This is a genomic window from Streptomyces sp. NPDC032126, assembly GCF_055580085.1.
The window spans coordinates 108,095-131,226 of record NZ_JBVIMA010000007.1 but is presented as its reverse complement, the minus strand read 5'-3'; the positions used below and the strand labels follow the sequence as shown (position 1 = coordinate 131,226).

At 71.8% G+C, this 23,132-nt stretch carries 19 protein-coding genes; 16 read left to right on the top strand and 3 right to left on the bottom strand.

The window, feature by feature from the left end:
• Positions 1-138: 138 nt before the first annotated feature.
• Entirely contained in the window at positions 139-639 is a 501-nt protein-coding gene (gene bldD / locus ACZ5NW_RS25765) for a transcriptional regulator BldD (protein ID WP_009313753.1), read from the bottom strand.
• A 296-nt stretch (positions 640-935) separates the two neighbouring features.
• On the opposite strand from bldD, the gene pyrR reads away from it, so the two are divergent.
• From pyrR to ACZ5NW_RS25695, 14 genes are all read left to right on the top strand, one after another.
• Positions 936-1,505: a bifunctional pyr operon transcriptional regulator/uracil phosphoribosyltransferase PyrR gene (gene pyrR / locus ACZ5NW_RS25760; protein WP_468746285.1), complete on the top strand. Its 570-nt coding sequence runs from the start codon at positions 936-938 to the stop codon at positions 1,503-1,505.
• Between the two features lie 84 nt (positions 1,506-1,589).
• The gene (locus ACZ5NW_RS25755) at positions 1,590-2,588 is read left to right on the top strand and encodes an aspartate carbamoyltransferase catalytic subunit (protein ID WP_468746284.1); all 999 of its coding nucleotides are present in this window, start codon (positions 1,590-1,592) and stop codon (positions 2,586-2,588) included.
• A 5-nt stretch (positions 2,589-2,593) separates the two neighbouring features.
• The gene (locus ACZ5NW_RS25750) at positions 2,594-3,880 is read left to right on the top strand and encodes a dihydroorotase (RefSeq protein ID WP_468746283.1); all 1,287 of its coding nucleotides are present in this window, start codon (positions 2,594-2,596) and stop codon (positions 3,878-3,880) included.
• Positions 3,877-4,449, top strand: a complete 573-nt coding sequence (locus tag ACZ5NW_RS25745) for a PH-like domain-containing protein (protein ID WP_468746282.1) — start codon at positions 3,877-3,879, stop codon at positions 4,447-4,449. Before ACZ5NW_RS25750 ends, ACZ5NW_RS25745 begins: the two co-directional genes overlap by 4 nt.
• A complete protein-coding gene (carA, locus tag ACZ5NW_RS25740; protein ID WP_468746281.1) occupies positions 4,446-5,588 on the top strand; it encodes a glutamine-hydrolyzing carbamoyl-phosphate synthase small subunit in 1,143 nt (380 codons plus the stop codon). The genes ACZ5NW_RS25745 and carA overlap by 4 nt, the downstream gene beginning before the upstream one ends.
• A complete protein-coding gene (gene carB / locus ACZ5NW_RS25735) occupies positions 5,581-8,889 on the top strand; it encodes a carbamoyl-phosphate synthase large subunit (RefSeq protein WP_468746280.1) in 3,309 nt (1,102 codons plus the stop codon). The genes carA and carB overlap by 8 nt, the downstream gene beginning before the upstream one ends.
• A gap of 54 nt (positions 8,890-8,943) precedes the next feature.
• Complete coding sequence (locus ACZ5NW_RS25730) at positions 8,944-10,050, top strand: quinone-dependent dihydroorotate dehydrogenase (protein WP_468746279.1); 1,107 nt, start codon at positions 8,944-8,946, stop codon at positions 10,048-10,050.
• The gene (gene pyrF / locus ACZ5NW_RS25725) at positions 10,047-10,892 is read left to right on the top strand and encodes an orotidine-5'-phosphate decarboxylase (protein ID WP_468746278.1); all 846 of its coding nucleotides are present in this window, start codon (positions 10,047-10,049) and stop codon (positions 10,890-10,892) included. The genes ACZ5NW_RS25730 and pyrF overlap by 4 nt, the downstream gene beginning before the upstream one ends.
• A 309-nt stretch (positions 10,893-11,201) precedes the next feature.
• A complete protein-coding gene (locus tag ACZ5NW_RS25720) occupies positions 11,202-11,525 on the top strand; it encodes an integration host factor (RefSeq protein ID WP_003977346.1) in 324 nt (107 codons plus the stop codon).
• A 60-nt stretch (positions 11,526-11,585) separates the two neighbouring features.
• Complete coding sequence (gene gmk, locus ACZ5NW_RS25715) at positions 11,586-12,179, top strand: guanylate kinase (RefSeq protein WP_468746277.1); 594 nt, start codon at positions 11,586-11,588, stop codon at positions 12,177-12,179.
• A 40-nt stretch (positions 12,180-12,219) separates the two neighbouring features.
• Positions 12,220-12,492 carry a DNA-directed RNA polymerase subunit omega gene (rpoZ, locus tag ACZ5NW_RS25710; RefSeq protein ID WP_003982715.1) on the top strand — a complete coding sequence of 91 codons (273 nt, stop codon included), beginning with the start codon at positions 12,220-12,222 and terminating at the stop codon, positions 12,490-12,492.
• A gap of 122 nt (positions 12,493-12,614) precedes the next feature.
• Positions 12,615-13,817 carry a bifunctional phosphopantothenoylcysteine decarboxylase/phosphopantothenate--cysteine ligase CoaBC gene (gene coaBC, locus ACZ5NW_RS25705; RefSeq protein ID WP_468746276.1) on the top strand — a complete coding sequence of 401 codons (1,203 nt, stop codon included), beginning with the start codon at positions 12,615-12,617 and terminating at the stop codon, positions 13,815-13,817.
• Positions 13,818-14,057: 240 nt separating this feature from the next.
• Entirely contained in the window at positions 14,058-15,266 is a 1,209-nt protein-coding gene (metK, locus tag ACZ5NW_RS25700) for a methionine adenosyltransferase (RefSeq protein ID WP_468746275.1), read from the top strand.
• Between the two features lie 165 nt (positions 15,267-15,431).
• Positions 15,432-17,591 (top strand): primosomal protein N', encoded by a 2,160-nt coding sequence (locus ACZ5NW_RS25695; RefSeq protein ID WP_468746274.1) that lies wholly within the window; start codon positions 15,432-15,434, stop codon positions 17,589-17,591.
• 128 nt (positions 17,592-17,719) lie between these two features.
• Here ACZ5NW_RS25695 and ACZ5NW_RS25690 read toward each other — a convergent pair whose 3' ends face one another.
• Positions 17,720-18,262, bottom strand: coding sequence for a hypothetical protein (locus ACZ5NW_RS25690; protein WP_468746273.1), 543 nt, complete (start codon positions 18,260-18,262; stop codon positions 17,720-17,722).
• 213 nt (positions 18,263-18,475) lie between these two features.
• Between ACZ5NW_RS25690 and fmt the strand changes: the two genes are divergently transcribed.
• Complete coding sequence (fmt, locus tag ACZ5NW_RS25685) at positions 18,476-19,408, top strand: methionyl-tRNA formyltransferase (protein ID WP_468746272.1); 933 nt, start codon at positions 18,476-18,478, stop codon at positions 19,406-19,408.
• A gap of 89 nt (positions 19,409-19,497) precedes the next feature.
• Complete coding sequence (locus tag ACZ5NW_RS25680) at positions 19,498-20,934, top strand: RsmB/NOP family class I SAM-dependent RNA methyltransferase (RefSeq protein ID WP_468746271.1); 1,437 nt, start codon at positions 19,498-19,500, stop codon at positions 20,932-20,934.
• 9 nt (positions 20,935-20,943) lie between these two features.
• Here ACZ5NW_RS25680 and ACZ5NW_RS25675 read toward each other — a convergent pair whose 3' ends face one another.
• Positions 20,944-23,085: an MMPL family transporter gene (locus tag ACZ5NW_RS25675; RefSeq protein WP_468746599.1), complete on the bottom strand. Its 2,142-nt coding sequence runs from the start codon at positions 23,083-23,085 to the stop codon at positions 20,944-20,946.
• Positions 23,086-23,132: the final 47 nt, after the last annotated feature.

The window sequence follows — 23,132 nt, the reverse complement described above, 5'->3', positions numbered from 1 at the left end:
CCCTTTCTTCTTTCTTCCCCCCCCCCCCCCCCCCCCCCCCCCCCCCCCCCCCCCCCCCCCCACCCCCCCCCCCCCCCCCCCCCCCCCCCCCCCCCCCCCCCCCCCCGCCGGTACGTTTCTGCGCAGTCCGCGCAGCGGTCAGCTCTCCTCGTGGGAGACCGCGCGGCGCGCGTCCGCGTCCAGCACGCCCCAGCTGATCAGCTGCTCGGTCAGGACCGAGGGCGACTGGTCGTAGATGACGGCGAGGGTGCGCAGGTCGTCCTGGCGGATCGACAGCACCTTGCCGTTGTAGTCACCGCGCTGGGACTGGATCGTGGCCGCGTACCGCTGCAGGGGGCCGGCCTTCTCGACCGGCACGTGGGCCAGTCGCTCCAGGTCCAGGACCAGCTTCGGCGGGGGCTCGGCGGCTCCGCCCGGGGTGGTGCCCGGCAGCAGCTCCTGCACCGGAACGCCGTAGAAATCCGCCAGCTCGGCGAGACGCTGCACGGTCACGGCACGGTCGCCGCGCTCGTACGAACCGACCACGACCGCCTTCCAGCGTCCCTGGGACTTCTCCTCGACACCGTGGAGGGAAAGGCCCTGCTGGGTGCGGATCGCCCGGAGCTTGGCCCCGAGCTGTTTGGCGTATTCGCTGGACATATAGCTCCCCGGCACTGTGTCGACGCGACCCGGTCTTGATCCAAGCCGCGCGGCTGGTAACTCATTGTGAGGTTACGCAGCGTGATTCTTCTGCGTCAAGCCGAATGGTCCACACCGACTCTTCCGTGGTATCGATGCCCGCCTACGCCAAGGGGGTGATCGGACAGGGCCATCGGGGTGACCCCCCGGCGCGCCGGGGGTGATCCGGGCGGCCGGACGGCCTGCTACGGTGGATGGCGCAATCCCGACGTCCTTTAAGGTCCGTCCCGTGAGGCGGAGAAGGAGGTCCGTTTCGTATGGACACGCACGCCGACGCGCAAGCGTCCGATGCCCGGCCCGTTCTCGAAGGCCCGGACATCGCGCGGGTACTGACCCGCATCGCCCACGAGATCGTCGAACGCGCCAAGGGCGCCGACGACGTGGTGCTCCTCGGCATTCCGACCCGAGGTGTCTTCCTCGCCCAGCGGCTCGCCGCCAAGCTGGAGCAGATCACCGACCGCAAGATCCCGGTCGGCTCGCTCGACATCACCATGTACCGCGACGACCTGCGCATGCACCCGCCGCGTGCGCTGGCCCGCACCGAGATCCCCGGTGACGGTCTCGACGGAAAGCTGGTCGTCCTCGTCGACGACGTGCTCTTCTCCGGCCGCACGATCCGCGCCGCCCTCGACGCCCTGAACGACCTCGGGCGCCCGCGCGCCGTGCAGCTCGCCGTGCTGGTCGACCGCGGCCACCGCGAACTGCCCATCCGCGCCGACTACGTCGGCAAGAACCTCCCCACGTCGCTGCGGGAGACGGTCAAGGTCCAGCTCGCCGAGGAGGACGGTCGCGACACCGTGCTGCTCGGTGTGAAGCAGACCCAGTAGCAAGCCGCCCGGCACGTCCGTCTTCGGCGTGCCCTGCCTTGCCCCGGAATCTCCCGACCTGAACTGCCTTACGGAGCCTGACAGATGCAGCGTCATCTCATCTCGGCCGCCGACCTCACCCGCGACGACGCCGTCCTGATCCTCGACACCGCCGAGGAGATGGCCCGGGTGGCCGACCGTCCCATCAAGAAGCTGCCGACCCTGCGCGGCCGCACGATCGTGAACCTCTTCTTCGAGGACTCCACGCGCACGCGTATCTCCTTCGAGGCCGCCGAGAAGCGGCTCTCGGCGGACGTGATCAACTTCTCCGCCAAGGGCTCCAGCGTCTCCAAGGGCGAGTCCCTGAAGGACACCGCCCAGACCCTGGAGGCCATGGGCGTCGACGCCGTCGTCATCCGGCACGGCGCCTCCGGAGCCCCCTACCGCCTGGCCAACTCCGGCTGGATCGACGCCGCCGTCATCAACGCCGGTGACGGCACCCACCAGCACCCCACCCAGGCCCTCCTGGACGCCTTCACCATGCGGCGCCGGCTGATCGGACGGGACGCAGGCCTCGGCCAGGACCTGTCCGGCAAGCGCATCACCGTCGTCGGTGACGTCCTGCACAGCCGGGTCGCCCGCTCCAACGTCGACCTGCTGCACACCCTCGGCGCCGAGGTCACCCTCGTCGCCCCGCCCACCCTGGTGCCGGTCGGCGTCGAGACCTGGCCGTGCGAGGTGTCGTACGACCTCGACAGCACGCTGCCGAAGTCCGACGCGGTGATGATGCTCCGCGTCCAGCGCGAACGCATGAACGCCGCCTTCTTCCCGACCGAGCGCGAGTACTCCCGGCGCTACGGACTCGACGGCGCGCGCATGGCGAGGATGCCCGAGCACGCCATCGTGATGCACCCCGGCCCGATGGTCCGCGGCATGGAGATCACCGCCGAGGTCGCCGACTCCGACCGCTGCACGGTCGTCGAGCAGGTCGCCAACGGGGTGTCCATCCGGATGGCCGTCCTGTACCTGCTGCTCGGCGGCGCCGTGTTCGACGCGAAGAACGTGCCGGCCGTCACCCCCGCCCGCACCGACGAGGAGAAGTAAGACCCATGAGCAAGATCCTGATCCGCGGTGCGAAGATCCTCGGCGGCGAGGCGCGGGACGTCCTGATCGACGGCGAGACCATCGCCGAGGTGGGCACCGGGCTCAGCGCCGAGGGCGCCGAGGTCGTCGAGGCCGACGGCAAGGTGCTGCTGCCGGGCCTGGTCGATCTGCACACCCATCTGCGCGAACCGGGCCGCGAGGACTCCGAGACCGTGCTGACCGGCACGCGCGCGGCGGCGAGCGGCGGCTACACGGCCGTCTTCGCCATGGCCAACACCTTCCCGGTCGCCGACACCGCCGGCGTGGTCGAGCAGGTCTACCGGCTCGGGCAGGAGCACGGCTACTGCGACGTCCAGCCCATCGGCGCGGTCACCGTCGGCCTGGAGGGCAGGAAGCTCGCCGAGCTGGGCGCCATGCACGAGTCGGCCGCCGGCGTCACCGTCTTCTCCGACGACGGCAAGTGCGTCGACGACGCGGTGATCATGCGCCGCGCCCTGGAGTACGTGAAGGCCTTCGGCGGGGTCGTCGCCCAGCACGCGCAGGAGCCGCGGCTGACCGAGGGCGCCCAGATGAACGAGGGCGTCGTCTCCGCCGAGCTGGGCCTCGGCGGCTGGCCCGCCGTCGCCGAGGAGTCGATCATCGCCCGCGACGTGCTCCTCGCCGAGCACGTCGGCTCCCGCGTCCACATCTGCCACCTGTCGACCGCCGGGTCCGTCGAGATCGTCCGCTGGGCCAAGTCCCGCGGCATCGACGTCACCGCCGAGGTCACCCCGCACCACCTCCTCCTCACCGACGAGCTGGTGCGCTCGTACAACCCGGTCTACAAGGTCAACCCGCCGCTGCGCACGGAGGCCGATGTGCTCGCCCTGCGCGAGGCGCTCGCCGACGGCACGATCGACATCGTCGCCACCGACCACGCCCCGCACCCGCACGAGGACAAGGACTGCGAGTGGGCCGCGGCCGCCATGGGCATGGTGGGCCTGGAGACCGCGCTGTCAGTGGTCCAGGAGACGATGGTGGAGACGGGCCTGCTGGACTGGGCCGGGGTCGCCGACCGCATGTCCTTCATGCCTGCCCGGATCGGGCGGGCCACCGGACACGGACGCCCCGTCTCGGTGGGCGAGCCCGCCAACCTCACGCTCGTCGACACGGCATACCGTGGCCAGGTGGACCCCGAGGGCTTCGCCTCGCGCAGCCGCAACACTCCGTACGAGGGGCGTGAGCTGCCGGGCCGTGTGACGCACACGTGGCTCCGGGGCAAGGCCACGCTCGTCGACGGGAAGCTCACGTGACATCTGCTGCACTCCTGCTGGCGGCCGACAAGAAATCGGCCGAAGTGACCGACTGGGCGGCCCGCGCCGGCTGGGTCGTCGGACTAGCCCTCTTCGTCGCGCTCGTCTACTGGCTGATGCGCGAGGGCTGGAAGTGGCGCGGCACGCTCCAGAGCGACCTCCCGGAGCTGCCCACCGCGCCCGATGAGCCCGGTGCGGCGAAACTGACGATGAGCGGCCGGTACCACGGCTCCACCACCGCCGGACAGTGGCTCGACCGCATCGTGGCGCACGGCCTGGGCACCCGCAGCCGGGTCGAGCTCACCCTGACGGACGCGGGACTGGACGTCGTACGCCCCGGCGCGACCGACTTCTTCATCCCGGCCGGGGCGCTGCGCGAGGCCCTGCTCGGCAAGGGCATCGCGGGCAAGGTCCTCACCGAGGGCGGACTGCTCGTGGTGACCTGGGAGCACGGCGACCGGCTGATCGACTCGGGCTTCCGCTCGGACCACGCGGCCGAGCACACCGAGTGGGTCGACGCCATCAACTCCATGATCAACAAGACGGAAACGACGGAAGGCGCACGATGACGACCTCCACCCGGGGAGCCACCAAGGTTCCCGCCGTACTCGTCCTGGAGGACGGCCGGATCTTCCGCGGCCGCGCCTACGGGGCCGTGGGGGAGACCTTCGGCGAGGCGGTGTTCTCCACCGGCATGACCGGCTACCAGGAGACCCTCACCGACCCGTCGTACGACCGCCAGATCGTCGTCGCCACCGCCCCGCAGATCGGCAACACCGGCTGGAACGACGAGGACGACGAGTCCAGCCGCATCTGGGTCTCCGGCTACGTCGTGCGCGACCCCGCGCGCGTGCCGTCCAACTGGCGCGCCAAGCGCTCCCTGGACGACGAGCTCGTCGACCAGAACGTGGTCGGCATCTCCGGCATCGACACCCGCGCGCTCACCCGGCACCTGCGCGAGCGCGGCTCCATGCGCGCCGGCATCTTCTCCGGCGGGACGATCGCCCCCGACAACGAGCTCCTCGCACGCGTGCAGGCCCAGCCGCACATGAAGGGCGCCTCGCTGTACGAGGAGGTCGCGACCAAGGAGGCCTACGTCGTCCCGGCGGTCGGCGAGAAGAGGTTCACCGTCGCCGCGATCGACCTCGGCATCAAGGGGATGACCCCGCAGCGCATGGCCGAACGCGGCATCGAGGTGCACGTCCTGCCCGCCACGGCCACCGAGGACGACATCTACGCCGTCGCCCCGGACGGTGTCTTCTTCTCCAACGGCCCCGGCGACCCCGCCACGGCCGACGGCCCGGTCGCGCTCATGACCGCCGTCCTGAAGCGGAGGACGCCGCTGTTCGGCATCTGCTTCGGCAACCAGATCCTCGGGCGCGCCCTCGGCTTCGGCACCTACAAGCTGAAGTACGGCCACCGCGGCATCAATCAGCCGGTCCAGGACCGTACGACCGGCAAGGTCGAGGTCACCGCGCACAACCACGGCTTCGCCGTGGACGCGCCGCTCGACCAGGTCAGCGAGACGCCCTTCGGCCGCGCCGAGGTGTCCCACGTCTGCCTGAACGACGACGTCGTGGAGGGGCTGCAGCTGCTCGACCAGCCGGCCTTCTCCGTCCAGTACCACCCCGAAGCGGCAGCGGGCCCGCACGACGCCGCCTACCTGTTCGACCGCTTCGTTTCCCTGATGGAGGGCCAGCGTGCCTAAGCGCACCGATATCCAGTCCGTCCTGGTCATCGGCTCCGGCCCGATCGTCATCGGCCAGGCCGCCGAGTTCGACTACTCCGGCACCCAGGCGTGCCGCGTGCTCAAGTCCGAGGGCCTGCGGGTCATCCTCGTCAACTCCAACCCGGCCACGATCATGACCGACCCGGAGATCGCCGACGCCACGTACGTCGAGCCGATCACCCCGGAGTTCGTCGAGAAGATCATCGCCAAGGAGCGCCCCGACGCCCTGCTGCCCACCCTGGGCGGCCAGACGGCCCTCAACACCGCCATCTCGCTGCACGAGAACGGCGTCCTGGACAAGTACGGCGTCGAGCTCATCGGCGCCAACGTCGAGGCCATCCACAAGGGCGAGGACCGCGACCAGTTCAAGCTGGTCGTCGAGGCGGTCAAGGCCAGGATCGGGCACGGCGAGTCCGCCCGCTCGGTCATCTGCCACTCCATGGACGACGTCCTCAAGGGCGTCGAGACCCTCGGCGGCTACCCGGTCGTCGTCCGCCCGTCCTTCACCATGGGCGGCGCCGGCTCCGGCTTCGCGCACGACGAGGACGAACTGCGCCGCATCGCGGGCCAGGGCCTCACGCTCTCCCCGACCACCGAGGTGCTCCTGGAGGAGTCCATCCTCGGCTGGAAGGAGTACGAGCTGGAGCTGATGCGCGACAAGCACGACAACGTCGTGGTCGTCTGCTCCATCGAGAACTTCGACCCCATGGGCGTGCACACCGGTGACTCGATCACCGTCGCGCCCGCGATGACGCTGACCGACCGCGAGTACCAGATCCTGCGCGACATCGGCATCGCCGTCATCCGCGAGGTCGGCGTCGACACCGGCGGCTGCAACATCCAGTTCGCGGTGAACCCCGACGACGGCCGCGTGATCGTCATCGAGATGAACCCGCGCGTGTCGCGCTCCTCGGCGCTCGCCTCCAAGGCGACCGGCTTCCCGATCGCCAAGATCGCCGCCAAGCTGGCCGTCGGCTACACCCTGGACGAGATCCCGAACGACATCACTCGGGAGACCCCGGCCTCCTTCGAGCCGACCCTCGACTACGTGGTCGTCAAGGCCCCCCGCTTCGCCTTCGAGAAGTTCCCGCAGGCCGACTCCACGCTGACCACCACCATGAAGTCGGTCGGTGAGGCCATGGCCATCGGCCGCAACTTCACCGAGGCGTTCCAGAAGGCCCTGCGCTCGCTGGAGAAGAAGGGCAGCCAGTTCACGTTCGTCGGCGAGACGGGCGACAAGGACGAGCTGCTGCGCGAGGCCGTCCGGCCCACCGACGGCCGGATCAACACCGTCATGCAGGCCATCCGCGCGGGCGCCACCCCCGAGGAGGTCTTCGCGTACACGAAGATCGACCCGTGGTTCGTCGACCAGCTCTTCCTCATCAAGGAGGTCGCCGACGAGCTGGCCGGGGCGCCCGAGCTCACCCGCGAACTGATCGCCGAGGCCAAGCGGCACGGCTTCTCCGACCAGCAGATCGGCGAGATCCGCGGCCTGCGCGAGGACGTCGTCCGCGAGGTGCGGCATGCCCTCGGCATCCGCCCGGTCTACAAGACCGTCGACACCTGCGCCGCCGAGTTCGCCGCCAAGACGCCGTACTTCTACTCGTCCTACGACGAGGAGACCGAGGTCGCCCCGCGCGAGAAGCCGGCCGTCATCATCCTCGGCTCCGGCCCCAACCGCATCGGCCAGGGCATCGAGTTCGACTACTCCTGCGTCCACGCCTCCTTCGCGCTGAGCGACGCCGGGTACGAGACCGTGATGGTCAACTGCAACCCGGAGACCGTCTCCACCGACTACGACACCTCCGACCGCCTGTACTTCGAGCCGCTCACGCTCGAGGACGTGCTGGAGATCGTCCACGCGGAGACCCAGGCCGGCCCGATCGCGGGCGTGATCGTGCAGCTCGGCGGCCAGACCCCGCTGGGCCTGGCGCAGGCCCTGAAGGACAACGGCGTGCCGGTCGTCGGCACCTCGCCCGAGGCCATCCACGCGGCCGAGGACCGGGGCGCCTTCGGCCGCGTCCTCGCCGAGGCGGGCCTGCCGGCGCCGAAGCACGGCACGGCGACGACCTTCGCCGAGGCCAAGGCCATCGCCGACGAGATCGGCTACCCCGTCCTCGTCCGCCCGTCGTACGTCCTCGGCGGCCGCGGCATGGAGATCGTCTACGACGAGACCCGCCTCGCCGCCTACATCGCCGAGTCGACCGAGATCAGCCCCACCCGGCCGGTCCTCGTCGACCGCTTCCTCGACGACGCGATCGAGATCGACGTCGACGCCCTCTACGACGGCCAGGAGCTCTACCTCGGCGGCGTCATGGAGCACATCGAGGAGGCCGGCATCCACTCCGGCGACTCGGCGTGCGCCCTGCCCCCGATCACCCTGGGCGGCTTCGACATCAAGCGCCTGCGCGCCTCCACCGAGGCGATCGCCAAGGGCGTCGGCGTCCGCGGCCTGATCAACATCCAGTTCGCGATGGCCGGCGACATCCTGTACGTCCTGGAGGCCAACCCGCGCGCGTCCCGCACGGTCCCCTTCACCTCCAAGGCGACAGCGGTGCCGCTCGCGAAGGCCGCCGCCCGGATCTCCCTGGGCGCGACCGTCGCCGAACTGCGCGCCGAGGGACTCCTCCCGGCCAACGGCGACGGCGGTGAGCTGCCCTTCGACGCGCCGATCTCCGTCAAGGAGGCCGTCATGCCCTGGTCGCGCTTCCGCGACATCCAGGGCCGCGGCGTGGACACCGTCCTCGGCCCGGAGATGCGCTCCACCGGCGAGGTCATGGGCATCGACTCCGTCTTCGGCACGGCGTACGCCAAGTCGCAGGCGGGCGCCTACGGCCCGCTGCCCACCAAGGGCCGCGCGTTCATCTCGGTCGCCAACCGCGACAAGCGCTCGATGATCTTCCCGGCGCGCGAACTCGTCGCCCACGGCTTCGAGCTGCTCGCCACCTCCGGCACCGCCGAGGTCCTCAAGCGCAACGGCATCAACGCCACGATCGTGCGCAAGCAGTCCGAGGGCACCGGCCCGAACGGCGAGCGGACCATCGTCCAGCTCATCCACGACGGCGAGGTCGACCTGATCGTCAACACCCCGTACGGCACCGGCGGCCGCCTCGACGGCTACGAGATCCGTACGGCGGCCGTGGCGCGGTCGGTGCCGTGCCTGACGACGGTCCAGGCGCTCGCCGCCGCCGTCCAGGGCATCGACGCGCTCAACCACGGCGACGTGGGCGTCCGCTCGCTCCAGGAACACGCGGAACACCTGACCGCGGCCCGCGACTAGCAGCCCTGAGGGGGACACCGGAAACGGTGTCCCCCTCTTCATGAGGACACCGACATGTACAAGATCTTCTTCCGTCTGGTCTTCCAGCGGATGGACGCCGAGAAGGCGCACCACCTGGCCTTCCGCTGGATCCGCCTCGCCGTCCGCATCCCCGTGCTGCGCACCTTCGTGGCCGCCGCCCTCGCGCCGCGCCACAAGGAACTGCGCACGGAAGCCTTCGGCCTGCGCATGCACGGCCCCTTCGGACTCGCCGCCGGCTTCGACAAGAACGCGGTCGCCATCGACGGCATGACCATGCTGGGCTTCGACCACATCGAGATCGGCACGGTGACGGGGGAGCCCCAGCCGGGCAACCCCAAGAAGCGGCTGTTCCGCCTCGTGCCGGACCGCGCGCTCATCAACCGCATGGGCTTCAACAACGAGGGCTCGCTGGCCGTCGCGGCCCGTCTCGCCTCCCGTGAGCCGGTCTTCCGGACCGTCGTGGGCGTCAACATCGGCAAGACCAAGGTCGTCCCGGAGGCCGAGGCGGTCGCGGACTACGTGAAGTCCGCCGAGCGGCTCGCGCCGTACGCCGACTACCTGGTCGTGAACGTCTCGTCGCCGAACACGCCCGGCCTGCGCGACCTCCAGGCCGTCGACCACCTGCGCCCGCTCCTGACCGCCGTCCGCGAGGCCGCCGACCGCATGGTGGCCGCCCGCAGGGTCCCCCTCCTGGTGAAGATCGCCCCCGACCTCGCCGACGAGGACATCGACGCGGTCGCCGACCTGGCCGTCGAGCTCGGCCTGGACGGCATCATCGCCACCAACACGACCATCGCGCGCGAGGGGCTCGGTCTGACCTCCGGACCCGAGCTGGTGAAGGAGACGGGCGGGCTCTCCGGGGCGCCCCTGAAGGAGCGCTCCCTGGAGGTCCTCAGGCGCCTGTACGCGCGCGTGGGCGACCGCATCACCCTGGTGGGCGTGGGCGGCATCGAGAACGCCGAGGACGCCTGGCAGCGCATCCTGGCGGGCGCCACGCTGGTCCAGGGCTACAGCGCCTTCATCTACGAGGGCCCGTTCTGGGGCCGCGCGATCCACAAGGGCCTCGCCGCGCGCCTGCGCACGAGCCCGTACGCCACTCTCGCCGACGCGGTCGGCGCCGACGTGAGGAAGGCCGCATGACCCCGTACGAGCCCTTCGGAGCCCGTCTGCGGCGCGCCATGGACGAGCGTGGCCCGCTGTGCGTCGGGATCGACCCGCACGCCGCCCTGCTCACCGAGTGGGGCCTGAACGACGACGTGGCCGGTCTGGAGCGCTTCAGCCGCACGGTCGTCGAGGCGATGGCCGACCGCGTCGCCGTGCTCAAGCCGCAGAGCGCCTTCTTCGAGCGGTTCGGCTCGCGGGGCGTGGCCGTCCTGGAGCGGTCGGTCGCGGAGGCGCGGGCGGCCGGCGCCCTGGTCGTCATGGACGCCAAGCGCGGCGACATCGGCTCGACCATGGCCGCGTACGCCGAGTCCTTCCTGCACAAGGACGCCCCGCTCTTCTCCGACGCGCTCACCGTCTCGCCGTACCTCGGCTACGGGTCCCTGTCGCCGGCCGTCGCGCTGGCGCGGGAGAGCGGCACCGGGCTGTTCGTGCTGGCGCTGACCTCCAACCCGGAGGGCGGCGAGGTGCAGCACGCGGTGCGCGCGGACGGGCGGACCATCGGCGCGACCATGCTGGGCCACCTGGCCGCCGAGAACGCGGGAGAGACGCCCCTGGGCTCCTTCGGCGCGGTCGTCGGGGCGACGCTGGGCGACCTGTCGTCGTACGACCTGGACATCAACGGCCCGCTCCTCGCGCCCGGCATCGGTGCGCAGGGGGCCACCCCGGCCGACCTTCCCCGGGTCTTCGGGCCGGCGGTGCGCAATGTGGTGCCGAACGTCAGCCGCGGGGTGTTGCGCCACGGTCCCGACGTGATCGCGCTGCGTGACGCCGCGGAGCGGTTCGCGGACGAGATCCGGGCCGCGGTGGCGTCCGCCTGAGGGCGATCGACCGCTCGTTCGGGACGCCGGACGGGCGGTCCGGGGCCGACTTGAGTCTGAATACATCCTCAAATCCGGGGCATTATGTCCTAAATGTCCGCCCTGAGAGAGGCTGACCAGGACTTTTCCGCTGTTCTCGCTGACTCCAGCGGAGTTGGCCGCTAGTCTCCGAGCAGTGGAGGCACCCCCACAGCCTTCGGGTCGTGGGGGACAACGGGCAAGCGTGTTGCTCGTGGCTCCCCAGGTGTGGGGCGACTAGGTTCCTCACCGGTCCGTATCCGACAGTTCGACATCCGAGGTGACGTAGGCGTGGCTCTTCCGCCCCTTACCCCCGAACAGCGCGCAGCCGCGCTCGAAAAGGCCGCCGCGGCTCGCCGGGAGCGGGCCGAGGTCAAGAATCGACTCAAGCACTCCGGCGCCTCCCTTCACGAGGTCATCAAGCAGGGTCAGGAAAACGACGTCATCGGCAAGATGAAGGTCTCCGCCCTGCTCGAGTCCCTGCCGGGCGTGGGCAAGGTCCGCGCCAAGCAGATCATGGAGCGACTCGGCATCTCCGAGAGCCGCCGCGTGCGTGGCCTCGGTTCCAACCAGATCGCTTCCCTGGAGCGTGAGTTCGGCAGCACCGGCTCCTGAGTCCGGTCTCTGCCGGACGGGGAGTCCCGGGCACTCCGGGATTGCTGGAATAATCGCTGCATGGCTGCAACATTCCGGGGGACGACCCCCGAGCCCCCGGACGTACGTCCGCGGCTGACCGTGCTCTCCGGCCCCTCCGGGGTCGGCAAGAGCACGGTCGTCGCCCATATGCGCAAGGAACACCCCGAGGTCTGGCTCTCGGTGTCGGCGACGACCCGCAGGCCCCGCCCGGGCGAGAAGCACGGAGTCCACTACTTCTTCGTCTCCGACGACGAGATGGACAAGTTGATCGCCAACGGTGAGCTGCTGGAGTGGGCCGAGTTCGCCGGCAACCGGTACGGCACGCCCCGCGGGGCCGTGCTGGAGCGGCTGGAGGCGGGTGAGCCGGTCCTCCTGGAGATCGACCTCCAGGGCGCCCGGCAGGTCCGTGAGTCCATGGCCGAGGCACAGCTGGTGTTCCTGGCCCCTCCCTCCTGGGAGGAGCTCGTGCGCAGGCTCACCGGGCGGGGCACCGAGCCGCCCGAGGTGATCGAGCGCCGGCTGGCCGCGGCCAAGGTGGAACTCGCGGCCGAGCCGGAGTTCGACCAGACCCTGGTCAACACCTCCGTCGAGGACGTGGCGCGTGAGCTGCTAGCCTTGATGGACGTTGTGTGATCGTTTCTTAGATCTCATCCCAACTTTCGGAAGGCAGAGCGTGTCCTCTTCCATCACCGCGCCCGAGGGCATCATCAACCCTCCGATCGACGAGCTCCTCGAGGCCACCGACTCGAAGTACAGCCTCGTGATCTACGCCGCCAAGCGCGCCCGTCAGATCAACGCGTACTACTCGCAGCTCGGCGAGGGCCTCCTTGAGTATGTCGGTCCGCTCGTCGACACCCACGTCCACGAGAAGCCGCTCTCGATCGCCCTGCGCGAGATCAACGCCGGTCTGCTGACGTCCGAGGCCGTCGAGGGCCCGGCGCAGTAAGCAGTACCGCGCAGTAAGTATTACTTTCAGCTCACTGCTGACTTTTCCACAGGCCCGGCGGCGCGACCGCCGGGCCTGTGGTGTGTCATGGGGGTTACACGTTCTCGAGAGTGGGAGGCCCGGTGTCCAAGCCGAAGGTCGTGCTGGGGGTCAGCGGTGGCATCGCCGCCTACAAGGCCTGTGAGCTGCTGAGGAGACTCACGGAGTCCGGACATGACGTGCGCGTCGTGCCCACCGCCTCCGCCCTGCACTTCGTCGGCGCCGCCACCTGGTCGGCCCTGTCCGGCCACCCCGTCTCCACCGAGGTCTGGGACGACGTCCACGAGGTCCCGCACGTCCGCATCGGCCAGCACGCCGACCTGGTCGTCGTGGCCCCCGCCACCGCCGACATGCTCGCCAAGGCGGCCCACGGCCTCGCCGACGACCTGCTCACCAACACACTCCTCACCGCCCGCTGTCCGGTCGTCTTCGCCCCCGCCATGCACACCGAGATGTGGGAACACCCGGCCACCCAGGAGAACGTGGCGACGCTGCGCCGCCGCGGCGCCGTCGTCATCGAGCCGGCCGTCGGCCGCCTCACCGGCGTCGACACCGGCAAGGGCCGGCTGCCCGACCCGGGCGAGATCTTCGAGGTCTGCCGGCGCGTCCTCGCCCGGGGCGTGCGCGAGCCCGACCTCGCCGGCCGGCATGTCGTGGTCAGCGCGGGCGGCACCCGCGAGCCCCTCGACCCCGTGCGCTTCCTCGGCAACCGCTCCTCCGGCAAGCAGGGCTACGCCCTCGCCCGCACCGCCGCCGCCCGGGGCGCCCGCGTCACGCTGATCGCCGCCAACACCGGGCTGCCCGACCCGGCCGGCGTCGACGTCGTCCAGGTCGGCACCGCCGTCCAGCTCCGCGAGGCGGTCCTGAAGGCCGCCGCCGACGCCGACGCGGTGGTCATGGCCGCCGCCGTCGCCGATTTCCGCCCGGCCGTCTACGCCGCGGGGAAGATCAAGAAGAAGGACGGTCAGGAGCCCGAGCCGATCGTCCTGGTGCGGAATCCGGACATCCTCGCGGAGATCTCCGCCGACCGGGCGCGCCCTGGTCAGGTGATCGTCGGCTTCGCCGCCGAGACCGACGACGTCCTCGCCAACGGCCGCGCGAAGCTGACACGCAAGGGCTGCGACCTGCTGGTGGTGAACGAGGTGGGGGAGCGCAAGACGTTCGGCTCCGAGGAGAACGAGGCGGTGGTGCTGGGCGCCGACGGCACCGAGGCGCCCGTGCCGCACGGCCCGAAGGAGGCCCTGGCCGAAACCGTGTGGGACCTGGTGACGCGCCGACTCGGCTGACGGTTTCCTGAACCCCATGGATCTTCCCGGGCTCGCCCGATTGGGGTGTGGCGCCCCTGGCCAAGGGCCCTCGGCATTGGGCAGAATGCCCGTGCCGCAGGTCACAGCGCTCCCGAGAGGCGAGACAGGTGGGCCCGTGGCCGAGCGCGACAGATAAACTGTTCCTGGACGACGTCGGGTGCAGCTCCCGTCTAGTCCACCCATGATCAGCCAGCAGCCGCTGCAACCACAGGGAGCGTTGTGTCCCGTCGCCTGTTCACCTCGGAGTCCGTGACCGAGGGTCACCCCGACAAGATCGCTGACCAGATCAGCGACACCATTCTCGACGCGCTGCTGCGGGAGGACCCGTCCTCCCGGGTCGCCGTGGAGACGCTGATCACCACCGGCCTGGTGCATGTGGCCGGCGAGGTCACGACCAAGACGTACGCGGACATCGCGACGCTGGTCCGCAACAAGATCCTTGAGATCGGTTACGACTCGTCGAAGAAGGGCTTCGACGGGGCGTCGTGCGGTGTGTCGGTGTCGATCGGCGCGCAGTCGCCGGACATCGCGCAGGGCGTGGACACGGCGTACGAGTCGCGGGTGGAGGGCGACGAGGACGAGCTGGACCGGCAGGGCGCGGGCGACCAGGGCCTGATGTTCGGCTACGCGACGGACGAGACGCCGACGCTGATGCCGCTGCCGATCTTCCTGGCGCACCGGTTGTCGAAGCGCCTCTCCGAGGTCCGCAAGAACGGCACGATCCCCTACCTCCGTCCGGACGGCAAGACGCAGGTCACCATCGAGTACGACGGCGACAAGGCCGTCCGCCTCGACACCGTGGTCGTCTCCAGCCAGCACGCCTCGGACATCGACCTGGAGTCGCTGCTGGCCCCCGACATCCGCGAGTTCGTCGTCGAGCCCGAGCTGAAGGCGCTGCTGGACGAGGGCATCAAGCTGGACACCGAGGGCTACCGGCTGCTGGTCAACCCGACGGGGCGGTTCGAGATCGGCGGGCCGATGGGTGACGCGGGTCTGACCGGCCGCAAGATCATCATCGACACCTACGGCGGTATGGCCCGGCACGGTGGCGGCGCCTTCTCCGGCAAGGACCCGTCCAAGGTCGACCGCTCCGCGGCGTACGCGATGCGCTGGGTGGCGAAGAACGTGGTGGCGGCGGGGCTGGCGTCGCGCTGCGAGGTGCAGGTGGCGTACGCCATCGGCAAGGCCGAGCCGGTGGGCCTGTTCGTGGAGACCTTCGGCACGAACACGGTGGAGACCGAGAAGATCGAGAAGGCCATCGACGCGGTCTTCGACCTGCGCCCGGCCGCGATCATCCGCGACCTGGACCTGCTGCGCCCGATCTACGCCCAGACCGCGGCGTACGGCCACTTCGGCCGGGAACTGCCCGACTTCACCTGGGAGCGCACCGACCGCGTCGAGGCGCTGCAGAAGGCCGCGGGCCTGTAAGCACCCCGCTCGGCTCGTCACGAGGCCCGGCACCCTTCGGGGTGCCGGGCCTCGCTGTCTTCCGGGTCTTCCGGGTCTTCCGGTGCCGCGCTCCGACGCCGGTGTGCGGCCCTGGTGGGTCTTCCGAGGCGTCCCCTGTCAGTGGCGTTTGGTAAGAATGCAAGCGTGAGCAGCGAGAACGGGACCGGTGAGGGCGGCGTCGAGGGGGCGCCGCCCGAGCAGCTCGCGCTGATCCGGGAGAGCGTGCGCAAGGCCAAGGAGCCCCGGGCCAAGCCGCGGACCTGGCGGGGTGCCGCGCTGGCCGAGCGGTTGCCGGTGGCTCGCGTACTGGTCGACAAGGGCGTGCTGCACCTCGACCGCTATTTCGACTACGCCGTGCCGGCCGAGCTGGACGCCGACGCCCAGCCGGGTGTGCGGGTCCGGGTGCGGTTCGGGGCCGGGCGTGGGCGGGTGCGCGAGGGACGGCGCGAGGGCGGCGGGCTGATCGACGGGTTCGTCGTCGAGCGGCTGGCCGAGAGCGACTACTCCGGGCCGCTCGCCGCGCTGGCCCAGGTCGTCTCGCCCGAGCCCGTGCTGAGCCCCGAACTGCTGGGGCTGGCCCGGGCCGTCGCCGATCGCTACGCCGGCAGCCTCGCCGATGTGCTCCAACTGGCGGTGCCGCCCAGGAACGCCCGGGCCGAGCAGCAGCCGTCGCCCCCGCCGTCGCCGCCGCCGCGAGCACCGGAGGCCGGGCCCTGGGGGCGATACGAGCAGGGGCCGGCCTTCCTCGACTCGCTCGCCTCGGGGGGCTCGCCCCGGGCCGTCTGGAACGCCCTGCCCGGACCCCGGTGGAGCGAGGAACTGGCCCGGGCCGTCGCCGCGACGCTGGCCTCCGGTCGGGGGGCCCTGGTCGTCGTGCCCGACGGGCGGGCCGCCGCCAGGGTCGACGCCGCCCTCACCGAGCTGTTGGGGGAGGGGCGCCACGCGCTGCTGACCGCCGAGGCCGGACCCGAGAAGCGGTACCGGGAGTGGCTCGCCGTGCGGCGCGGGTCGGTGCGGGCCGTCGTGGGGACGCGGGCCGCGATGTTCGCCCCCGTGCGGGATCTCGGGCTCGTCGCCCTCTGGGACGACGGGGACGACAGCCACAGCGAGCTGCACGCGCCCCAGCCCCACGCCCGCGAGGTGCTGCTGTTGCGCGCCGCCCAGGACAAGTGTGCCTTTCTGCTGGGGAGTTGGAGCTGCACGGTGGAGTCCGCCCAGCTCGTGGAGAGCGGATGGGCCCGGCCGCTCGTCGCCGGGCGGGAACAGGTGCGGCGCGTCGCCCCCCTCGTGCGGACCGTCGGTGACCAGGACCTCGCGCGCGACGAGGCCGCCCGTGCGGCCCGGCTGCCCAGCCTCGCCTGGCAGGCCGTCCGGGAGGGGCTCAAGCACGGGCCGGTCCTGGTCCAGGTGCCCCGGCGCGGGTATGTGCCGCGGCTGGCCTGTGCGCAGTGCCGGGCGGCCGCCCGGTGCCGGCACTGCTCGGGGCCGCTGGAGGCACGGGACGGCGGGGCGCTGTCGTGCGGCTGGTGCGGGCGCGAGGAGAGCGACTGGCACTGCCCGGAGTGCGGGTCCTTCCGGCTGCGGGCGCAGGTCGTGGGCGCCCGCAGGACCGCCGAGGAGCTGGGGCGGGCGTTTCCCGCCGTACCGGTGCGGACGTCGGGGCGGGAGCATGTGCTGGACACCGTGCCGGGTGCGCCCGCGCTGGTGGTGAGCACCCCGGGGGCCGAACCCGTCGCCGAGGGCGGCTATGCCGCCGCGCTGCTGCTGGACGGCTGGGCCATGCTCGGGCGGCCCGATCTGCGGGCCGGCGAGGACGCGTTGCGGCGCTGGCTAGCGGCCGCCTCCCTCGTCCGGCCGCAGGAGGCCGGGGGGACGGTCGTGGTGCTGGCCGAGCCGACCCTGCGGCCCGTGCAGGCGCTGGTGCGCTGGGATCCCGTCGGGCATGCGGTGCGCGAGCTCGCCGAGCGGGCCGAGCTGGGCTTCCCGCCCGTGTCGCGGATGGCCGCCGTGTCGGGGGAGGGGGAGGCGGTCGTCGCCTTCCTCGACGCCGTGTCACTGCCCCCGGAGGCGGAGGTGCTGGGGCCGGTGCCGTTGCCGCTGACGCCGGCCGGGCGGCCCCGAAGGCCCGGGGGACCGCCGCCCGGCGAGCAGTGGGACCGTGCGCTGATCCGGGTGCCGCCCGGGCGCGGGGCCGCTCTGGCGGCGGCGCTGAAGGCCGCTCAGGCCGCGCGGATGGCCCGGGGCGGGGGCACCGGCGGAGGTGGCGCGGTGTGGGTGCGGATCGATCCGCCCGACATCGGATGAGGTCCGGTCGCACCGGTGTGCGGCCCGGCGCCGGCGGCGCGCGGCGTACGGCTGCCCTCCGGGTTCTCGTACGGCTGCCCTCCCGGTTTCGGCCGAGAGGGCAGGTGGGGCGGCGAGGTCGTGGCGGCTCAGCCGTTGCGCGGGCCGGGGAAGGCCGTCGATCTCACTTCGTCGCGCAGGGCGGGGCTGCCCGCCGTCGGCTGGGTCGGCATCGAACGGGCGGCGGGGACCGTCGGGACCGTGGAGATGCCCGTGCCCACGTTGACCGTGCGGGTGCCGGACCCCTCCTGGCTCCGCTCGGGCTCCGCCGCCGGCTGGGGCGCGGCGCGGCGGGCGCCGTAACGGCGGTGCACCGCCTGCTTGGTGACGCCCAGTGCGGAACCCACGGCGTCCCACGAGAAGCCGAGCGAGCGGTCGAAGTCGACGGCCGCGGTGACCAGGGTCTCGACGCTGTCCCGCAGCTCCTGGGCGAGGCGGACCGTGGGGGCGGGGGCGCGTCCGTAGACGACGAAGCCCGTGGAGGGGCCGGAGCGGCGCGGGCGGTAGACGTTGCCCAACTGGGCGGTGAGGGTGCGCAGTGCGTCCACCTGCCGGCGGACTCGCTCGATGTCCCGCACCAGCAAGTGCAGGCTGGCCCGGGCCTGGGCGTCGTGGGTTGCGTGGTCGGCCATGAACAAGCCTCTCGAACCGGCGTTAAGAGAAGGTCAACTCTTCCTTGACCAACGCGGAGACGCTCCGCTGGTCACGCTGTGGGGGCGTATGGGCATATGCGTACGCCCCCCTGGTGCGGCCGTCGGCGGCCGCCCCTGCGACGCGGCGGCCCGCGCGCCATAAACTTGTGCGTTGCCCGTACGTCACATCCTCCGAGAGGCCCGTGCTCTTTCATGAAGCTCGTCTTCGCCGGTACCCCGGAAGTCGCCGTTCCCGCTCTGGACGCTCTCATCGCCTCCGGGCGGCACGAGGTGGCCGCCGTCGTCACGCGGCCCGACGCTCCCGCGGGGCGTGGGCGCAGGCTGGTCGCCTCGCCCGTGGCGCAGCGGGCCGAGGAGGCCGGGATCGAGGTGCTGAAGCCCGCGCGGCCGCGGGACCCGGACTTCCTGGAGCGGCTCACGGAGATCGCGCCCGACTGCTGCCCCGTCGTCGCCTACGGGGCGCTGCTGCCGAGGGTCGCCCTCGACATCCCCGCCCACGGCTGGGTCAACCTGCACTTCTCCCTGCTGCCCGCCTGGCGTGGCGCCGCGCCCGTGCAGCACTCCATCATGGCGGGCGACGAGATCACCGGCGCCTCGACCTTCCTCATCGAGGAGGGGCTGGACTCCGGTCCCGTCTACGGCACCGTCACCGAGGAGATCCGCCCCACCGACACCAGCGGTGACCTGCTGACCCGGCTCGCCTTCGCCGGCGCCGGACTGCTCGCCGCCACCATGGACGGCATCGAGGACGGTTCCCTGAAGGCCGTACCGCAGCCGCACGAGGGCATCACCCTCGCCCCCAAGATCACCGTCGAGGACGCCCAGGTCGACTGGGCCACCCCGGCCCTGCGCGTCGACCGGGTGGTGCGCGGCTGCACGCCCGCCCCCGGGGCGTGGACCGTCTTCCGCGGGGAGCGGCTCAAGCTCATCCAGGTCGCCCCCGTGCCCGACCGCACCGACCTCGCCCCCGGCCGCCTCGCCGTCGGCAAGAACAGCGTCCACGTCGGCACCGGGTCGTACGCCGTCGAGCTGCTGTGGGTGCAGGCCCAGGGCAAGAAGCCCATGCGCGCCGCCGACTGGGCACGCGGTGCGCGCATCGGCGAGGGCGAGCACCTCGGGGCGTAGGGCCTGAGGAAAGGCCCTGGCGGGTCGGCTCCGGGGTGCGGCGTACGCTGGGGGCACAGCCCCAATCTGCGATCCGGAGCACCTTTTTCGTGAGCGAGCAGTCCCGTCGTCCCCGCAAGCCCGGCAAGCCGTACCGTCGGCCCCAGAAGGACCCCGTCCGCATCCTCGCCTTCGAGGCGCTGCGCGCCGTGGACGAGCGGGACGCGTACGCCAACCTCGTGCTGCCGCCGTTGCTGCGCAAGGCGCGGGAGAAGGAGGGGCCCGAGAAGTTCGACGGGCGGGACGCCGCGCTCGCCACCGAGTTGGTGTACGGCACGCTGCGGCGGCAGGGGACCTACGACGCGATCATCTCCGCCTGTGTCGACCGGCCGCTGCGGGAGGTCGACCCTCCGGTGCTGGACGTGCTCAGCCTCGGTGTGCACCAGTTGCTCGGGACGCGCATCCCCACCCACGCGGCCGTGTCCGCCTCGGTGGAGCTCGCGCGGGTCGTCCTGGGCGACGGGCGGGCCAAGTTCGTCAACGCCGTGCTGCGCAAGGTCGCGCAGGACGACCTCGACGGATGGCTGGAAAAGGTCGCTCCGCCCTATGACGAGGACCCCGAGGAGCACCTCGCCGTCGTGCACTCGCATCCCCGGTGGATCGTCTCCGCGCTGTGGGACTCCCTCGGCGGCGGGCGCGCCGGCATCGAAGACCTGCTGGAGGCCGACAACGAGCGGCCCGAGGTGACCCTGGTCGCCCGGCCCGGGCGGGCCACCACCGACGAACTGCTCGCCGGGGACGCCGGGGACGCCGCCGTGCCGGGACGCTGGTCGCCGTACGCCGTGCGGCTCACCGAGGGCGGCGAGCCCGGTGCCATCGCCGCCGTACGGGACGGGCGGGCCGGCGTGCAGGACGAGGGCAGTCAGCTGGTCGCCCTGGCGCTGGCGAACGCGCCGCTCGACGGACCCGACGAGCGGTGGCTGGACGGATGCGCGGGGCCCGGCGGCAAGGCCGCGCTGCTGGGGGCGCTGGCCGCCGAGCGGGGGGCCTTCCTGCTCGCCTCCGAGAAGCAGCCGCACCGGGCGGGCCTGGTCGCCAAGGCGCTGGCCGGTAATCCCGGGCCGTATCAGGTCGTCACCGCGGACGGCACCCGGCCGCCGTGGCGGCCCGGGTCGTTCGACCGGGTGCTGATGGACGTGCCGTGCACCGGGCTCGGGGCGCTGCGGCGGCGGCCGGAGGCGCGGTGGCGGCGACGGCCGGAGGACCTTGAGGGGTTCGCGCCCCTGCAGCGGGGCCTGCTGCGGACCGCGCTGGAGTCCGTGCGGGTCGGGGGTGTCGTCGGGTACGCCACCTGTTCGCCGCACCTCGCCGAGACGCGGGCGGTCGTCTCCGACGTGCTCAAGCAGTTCCCGTCGACCGAGATGATCGATGCGAGGGGGTTGCTGGGCGGGGTTCCGGCCTTGGGGGAGGGGCCCGACGTGCAGTTGTGGCCGCATCTGCACGGGACCGACGCGATGTATCTGGCGTTGATCCGGCGTACCGGCTGAGCTTCCCCCTCAGGTGGGTTGCTCCACCGTTGGTTTGTCGGTGGCCGCGGTCTCCGCGCCGTCCAGGCGGGCGAGGCGATGCGGCCACCACACCCGCTTGCCCACATCCAGGAACAGCGACGTCACCAGGACCGAGCGCACGATGAAGGTGTCCAGCAGGACGCCGAGGGCGACCGTGAAGCCGATCTCCGCGAAGCCGACCATGGGGAGCGTGCCCAGGGCGGCGAAGGTGCCGGCCAGGACCAGGCCGGCGGAGGTGATGACCGCGCCGGTGGCCGCGAGGCCCGTCACCACGCCCCGCCGGGTGCCCTTGTGGGCGGCCTCCTCGCGGATGCGGGTGGTCAGGAAGATGTTGTAGTCGATGCCCAGCGCCACCAGGAACACGAAGACGAACAGCGGGAAGTCGGTCGACTCGCCCGCGTAGTCGAAGACGTGCCGGAAGGCCAGCGCGCTGATGCCCAGGGCCGCGGTGAACGACAGGATCACCGTGCCGATCAGCAGCAGCGGGGCGACCAGGGCGCGCAGCAGCGCCGACAGGATCAGCATCACCACGACCAGGACCAGCGGGATGATCAGCACGTTGTCGTGCGTGGTCGCCCGGTCCATGTCCAGCAGGGCCGCCGTACCGCCGCCCACCTTGGCGTCGGCGTCGGGCACCGCGTGGACCGCGTCCCGTACCCGGTCCACGGTCTGTTTGGCGGTCTCGCTGTCCGCCGGGGCGGTCATCGTGGCCTCGAACAGCACCTTGCCGTCGTAGACCGGTCTGGTGCCCGGGGGCAGGCCGAGCGAGGTGGGGACGACGCCCTGGGTCGCGGCCACCGCCGCGCCGACCCGGCGGGCCTGCGCCTGGTTGCTGACGATGACCAGCGGGTCGCCGCTGCCCGCCGGGAAGTACTTGGCGGACACCTCCTGGCCGGTGATCGAGTCCGGCTTGCCGGTGAACGCGTCGGCGTTGCTGATGCCCTCGGCGCGCAGCTGGATCAGGCCCAGTGAGCACACCGCGAGCACCACGGCCGTGATCACCCACACCGTGCGGGGGCGGTGCGCGATCCGGCGGCCGATGCGGGCCCACGCGCCGCGCTCGGTGGGATCGGGGGCGCCGAAGTGCGGGATCACCGGCCAGAAGATCCACCTGCCGAAGATCACCAGCAGGGCCGGGAACAGCGTCATCATCGCCAGCAGGGCCACCGCCACGCCGATGGCCGCGACCGGGCCGAGGCCGCGCGTGGAGTTCATCTCGGCGACCATCAGCACCAGCATGCTCAGCACGACGGTCGCGCCCGACGCCAGGACCGCGGGGCCCGCGCGGTGCAGGGCCAGGGCCATGGCCTCGTGACGGTCCTCGTGGCGGCGCAGCTCCTCCCGGTAGCGGGCGACCAGGAGCAGGGCGTAGTCCGTGCCCGCGCCGAAGACCAGGACGGTGAGGATGCCCGCGCTCTGGCCGTTGACGGTCAGGCCCGCGTGCGTGGCGAGGAAGTAGATGAGGGCCTGGGCCGTGAACAGAGCGGCGACCACGCCGATCACCGGCACCAGCAGCAGCGTCGGACTGCGGTAGGTGATCAGCAGCATCACGACGACGACGCCCATCGCCGCCAGCAGCAGCGTCGAGTCGATGCCCTCGAAGGCTTTGGAGAAGTCCGCGCTGGTGCCGCCGGGGCCGGTGATGTGCACGGCCAGGCCGTTGTCGCCCCTGCCCACGACGTCCCGGATGGAGTCGACGGCCGGCGCGATGCGCTCCCAGCCCTTCTCGTCCATGGTGATCGGCACCTGGATCTGCGCGGCGCGCGGGTCCACCCGCCGGTCGTAGACCGGTCCTCGGGTCTCGGCGCCCCGGATGCCGTGGGCGGTCAGCGTCCTCAGCCGGGCCGCGTCCTCGGTGATCCGCGCGCGGTCCGCCGCCGTCAGTCCGCTGTCGCGGGCGTAGATGACGACCGCGGGGATCTGTTCCGGCCGGAAGTCCTCGGAGAGGGTCAGCACCTGGGTCGACTCGGCGGATCCCGGCAGCCAGGACTGGGCGTCGTTGTCCTGGGCGTCGGTGAGTTTCTGGGCGAAGGGCGCGGTCAGGAAGAGGACCACCAGCCACAGCGCGAGCACCAGCCATTTGGCCCGCCGCCCGCACACGAGATGGGCGATGCCGCGCCGCTGGGTCATGGGAAGGTTTTCGGTCATCACGCCCACCCCCGACAGTCGTTGCAGCA

Excerpts from the sequence above, each read along its gene's own strand:
- pyrR (WP_468746285.1), top strand. The coding sequence starts at position 936 with ATGGACACGCACGCCGACGCGCAAGCGTCCGATGCCCGGCCCGTTCTC.
- ACZ5NW_RS25750 (WP_468746283.1), top strand. The coding sequence starts at position 2,594 with ATGAGCAAGATCCTGATCCGCGGTGCGAAGATCCTCGGCGGCGAGGCG.
- gmk (WP_468746277.1), top strand. The coding sequence starts at position 11,586 with ATGGCTGCAACATTCCGGGGGACGACCCCCGAGCCCCCGGACGTACGT.
- pyrF (WP_468746278.1), top strand. The coding sequence starts at position 10,047 with ATGACCCCGTACGAGCCCTTCGGAGCCCGTCTGCGGCGCGCCATGGAC.
- fmt (WP_468746272.1), top strand. The coding sequence starts at position 18,476 with ATGAAGCTCGTCTTCGCCGGTACCCCGGAAGTCGCCGTTCCCGCTCTG.
- bldD (WP_009313753.1), bottom strand. The coding sequence starts at position 639 with ATGTCCAGCGAATACGCCAAACAGCTCGGGGCCAAGCTCCGGGCGATC.
- ACZ5NW_RS25755 (WP_468746284.1), top strand. The coding sequence starts at position 1,590 with ATGCAGCGTCATCTCATCTCGGCCGCCGACCTCACCCGCGACGACGCC.
- ACZ5NW_RS25730 (WP_468746279.1), top strand. The coding sequence starts at position 8,944 with ATGTACAAGATCTTCTTCCGTCTGGTCTTCCAGCGGATGGACGCCGAG.
- ACZ5NW_RS25675 (WP_468746599.1), bottom strand. The coding sequence starts at position 23,085 with ATGACCCAGCGGCGCGGCATCGCCCATCTCGTGTGCGGGCGGCGGGCC.
- ACZ5NW_RS25690 (WP_468746273.1), bottom strand. The coding sequence starts at position 18,262 with ATGGCCGACCACGCAACCCACGACGCCCAGGCCCGGGCCAGCCTGCAC.
- carA (WP_468746281.1), top strand. The coding sequence starts at position 4,446 with ATGACGACCTCCACCCGGGGAGCCACCAAGGTTCCCGCCGTACTCGTC.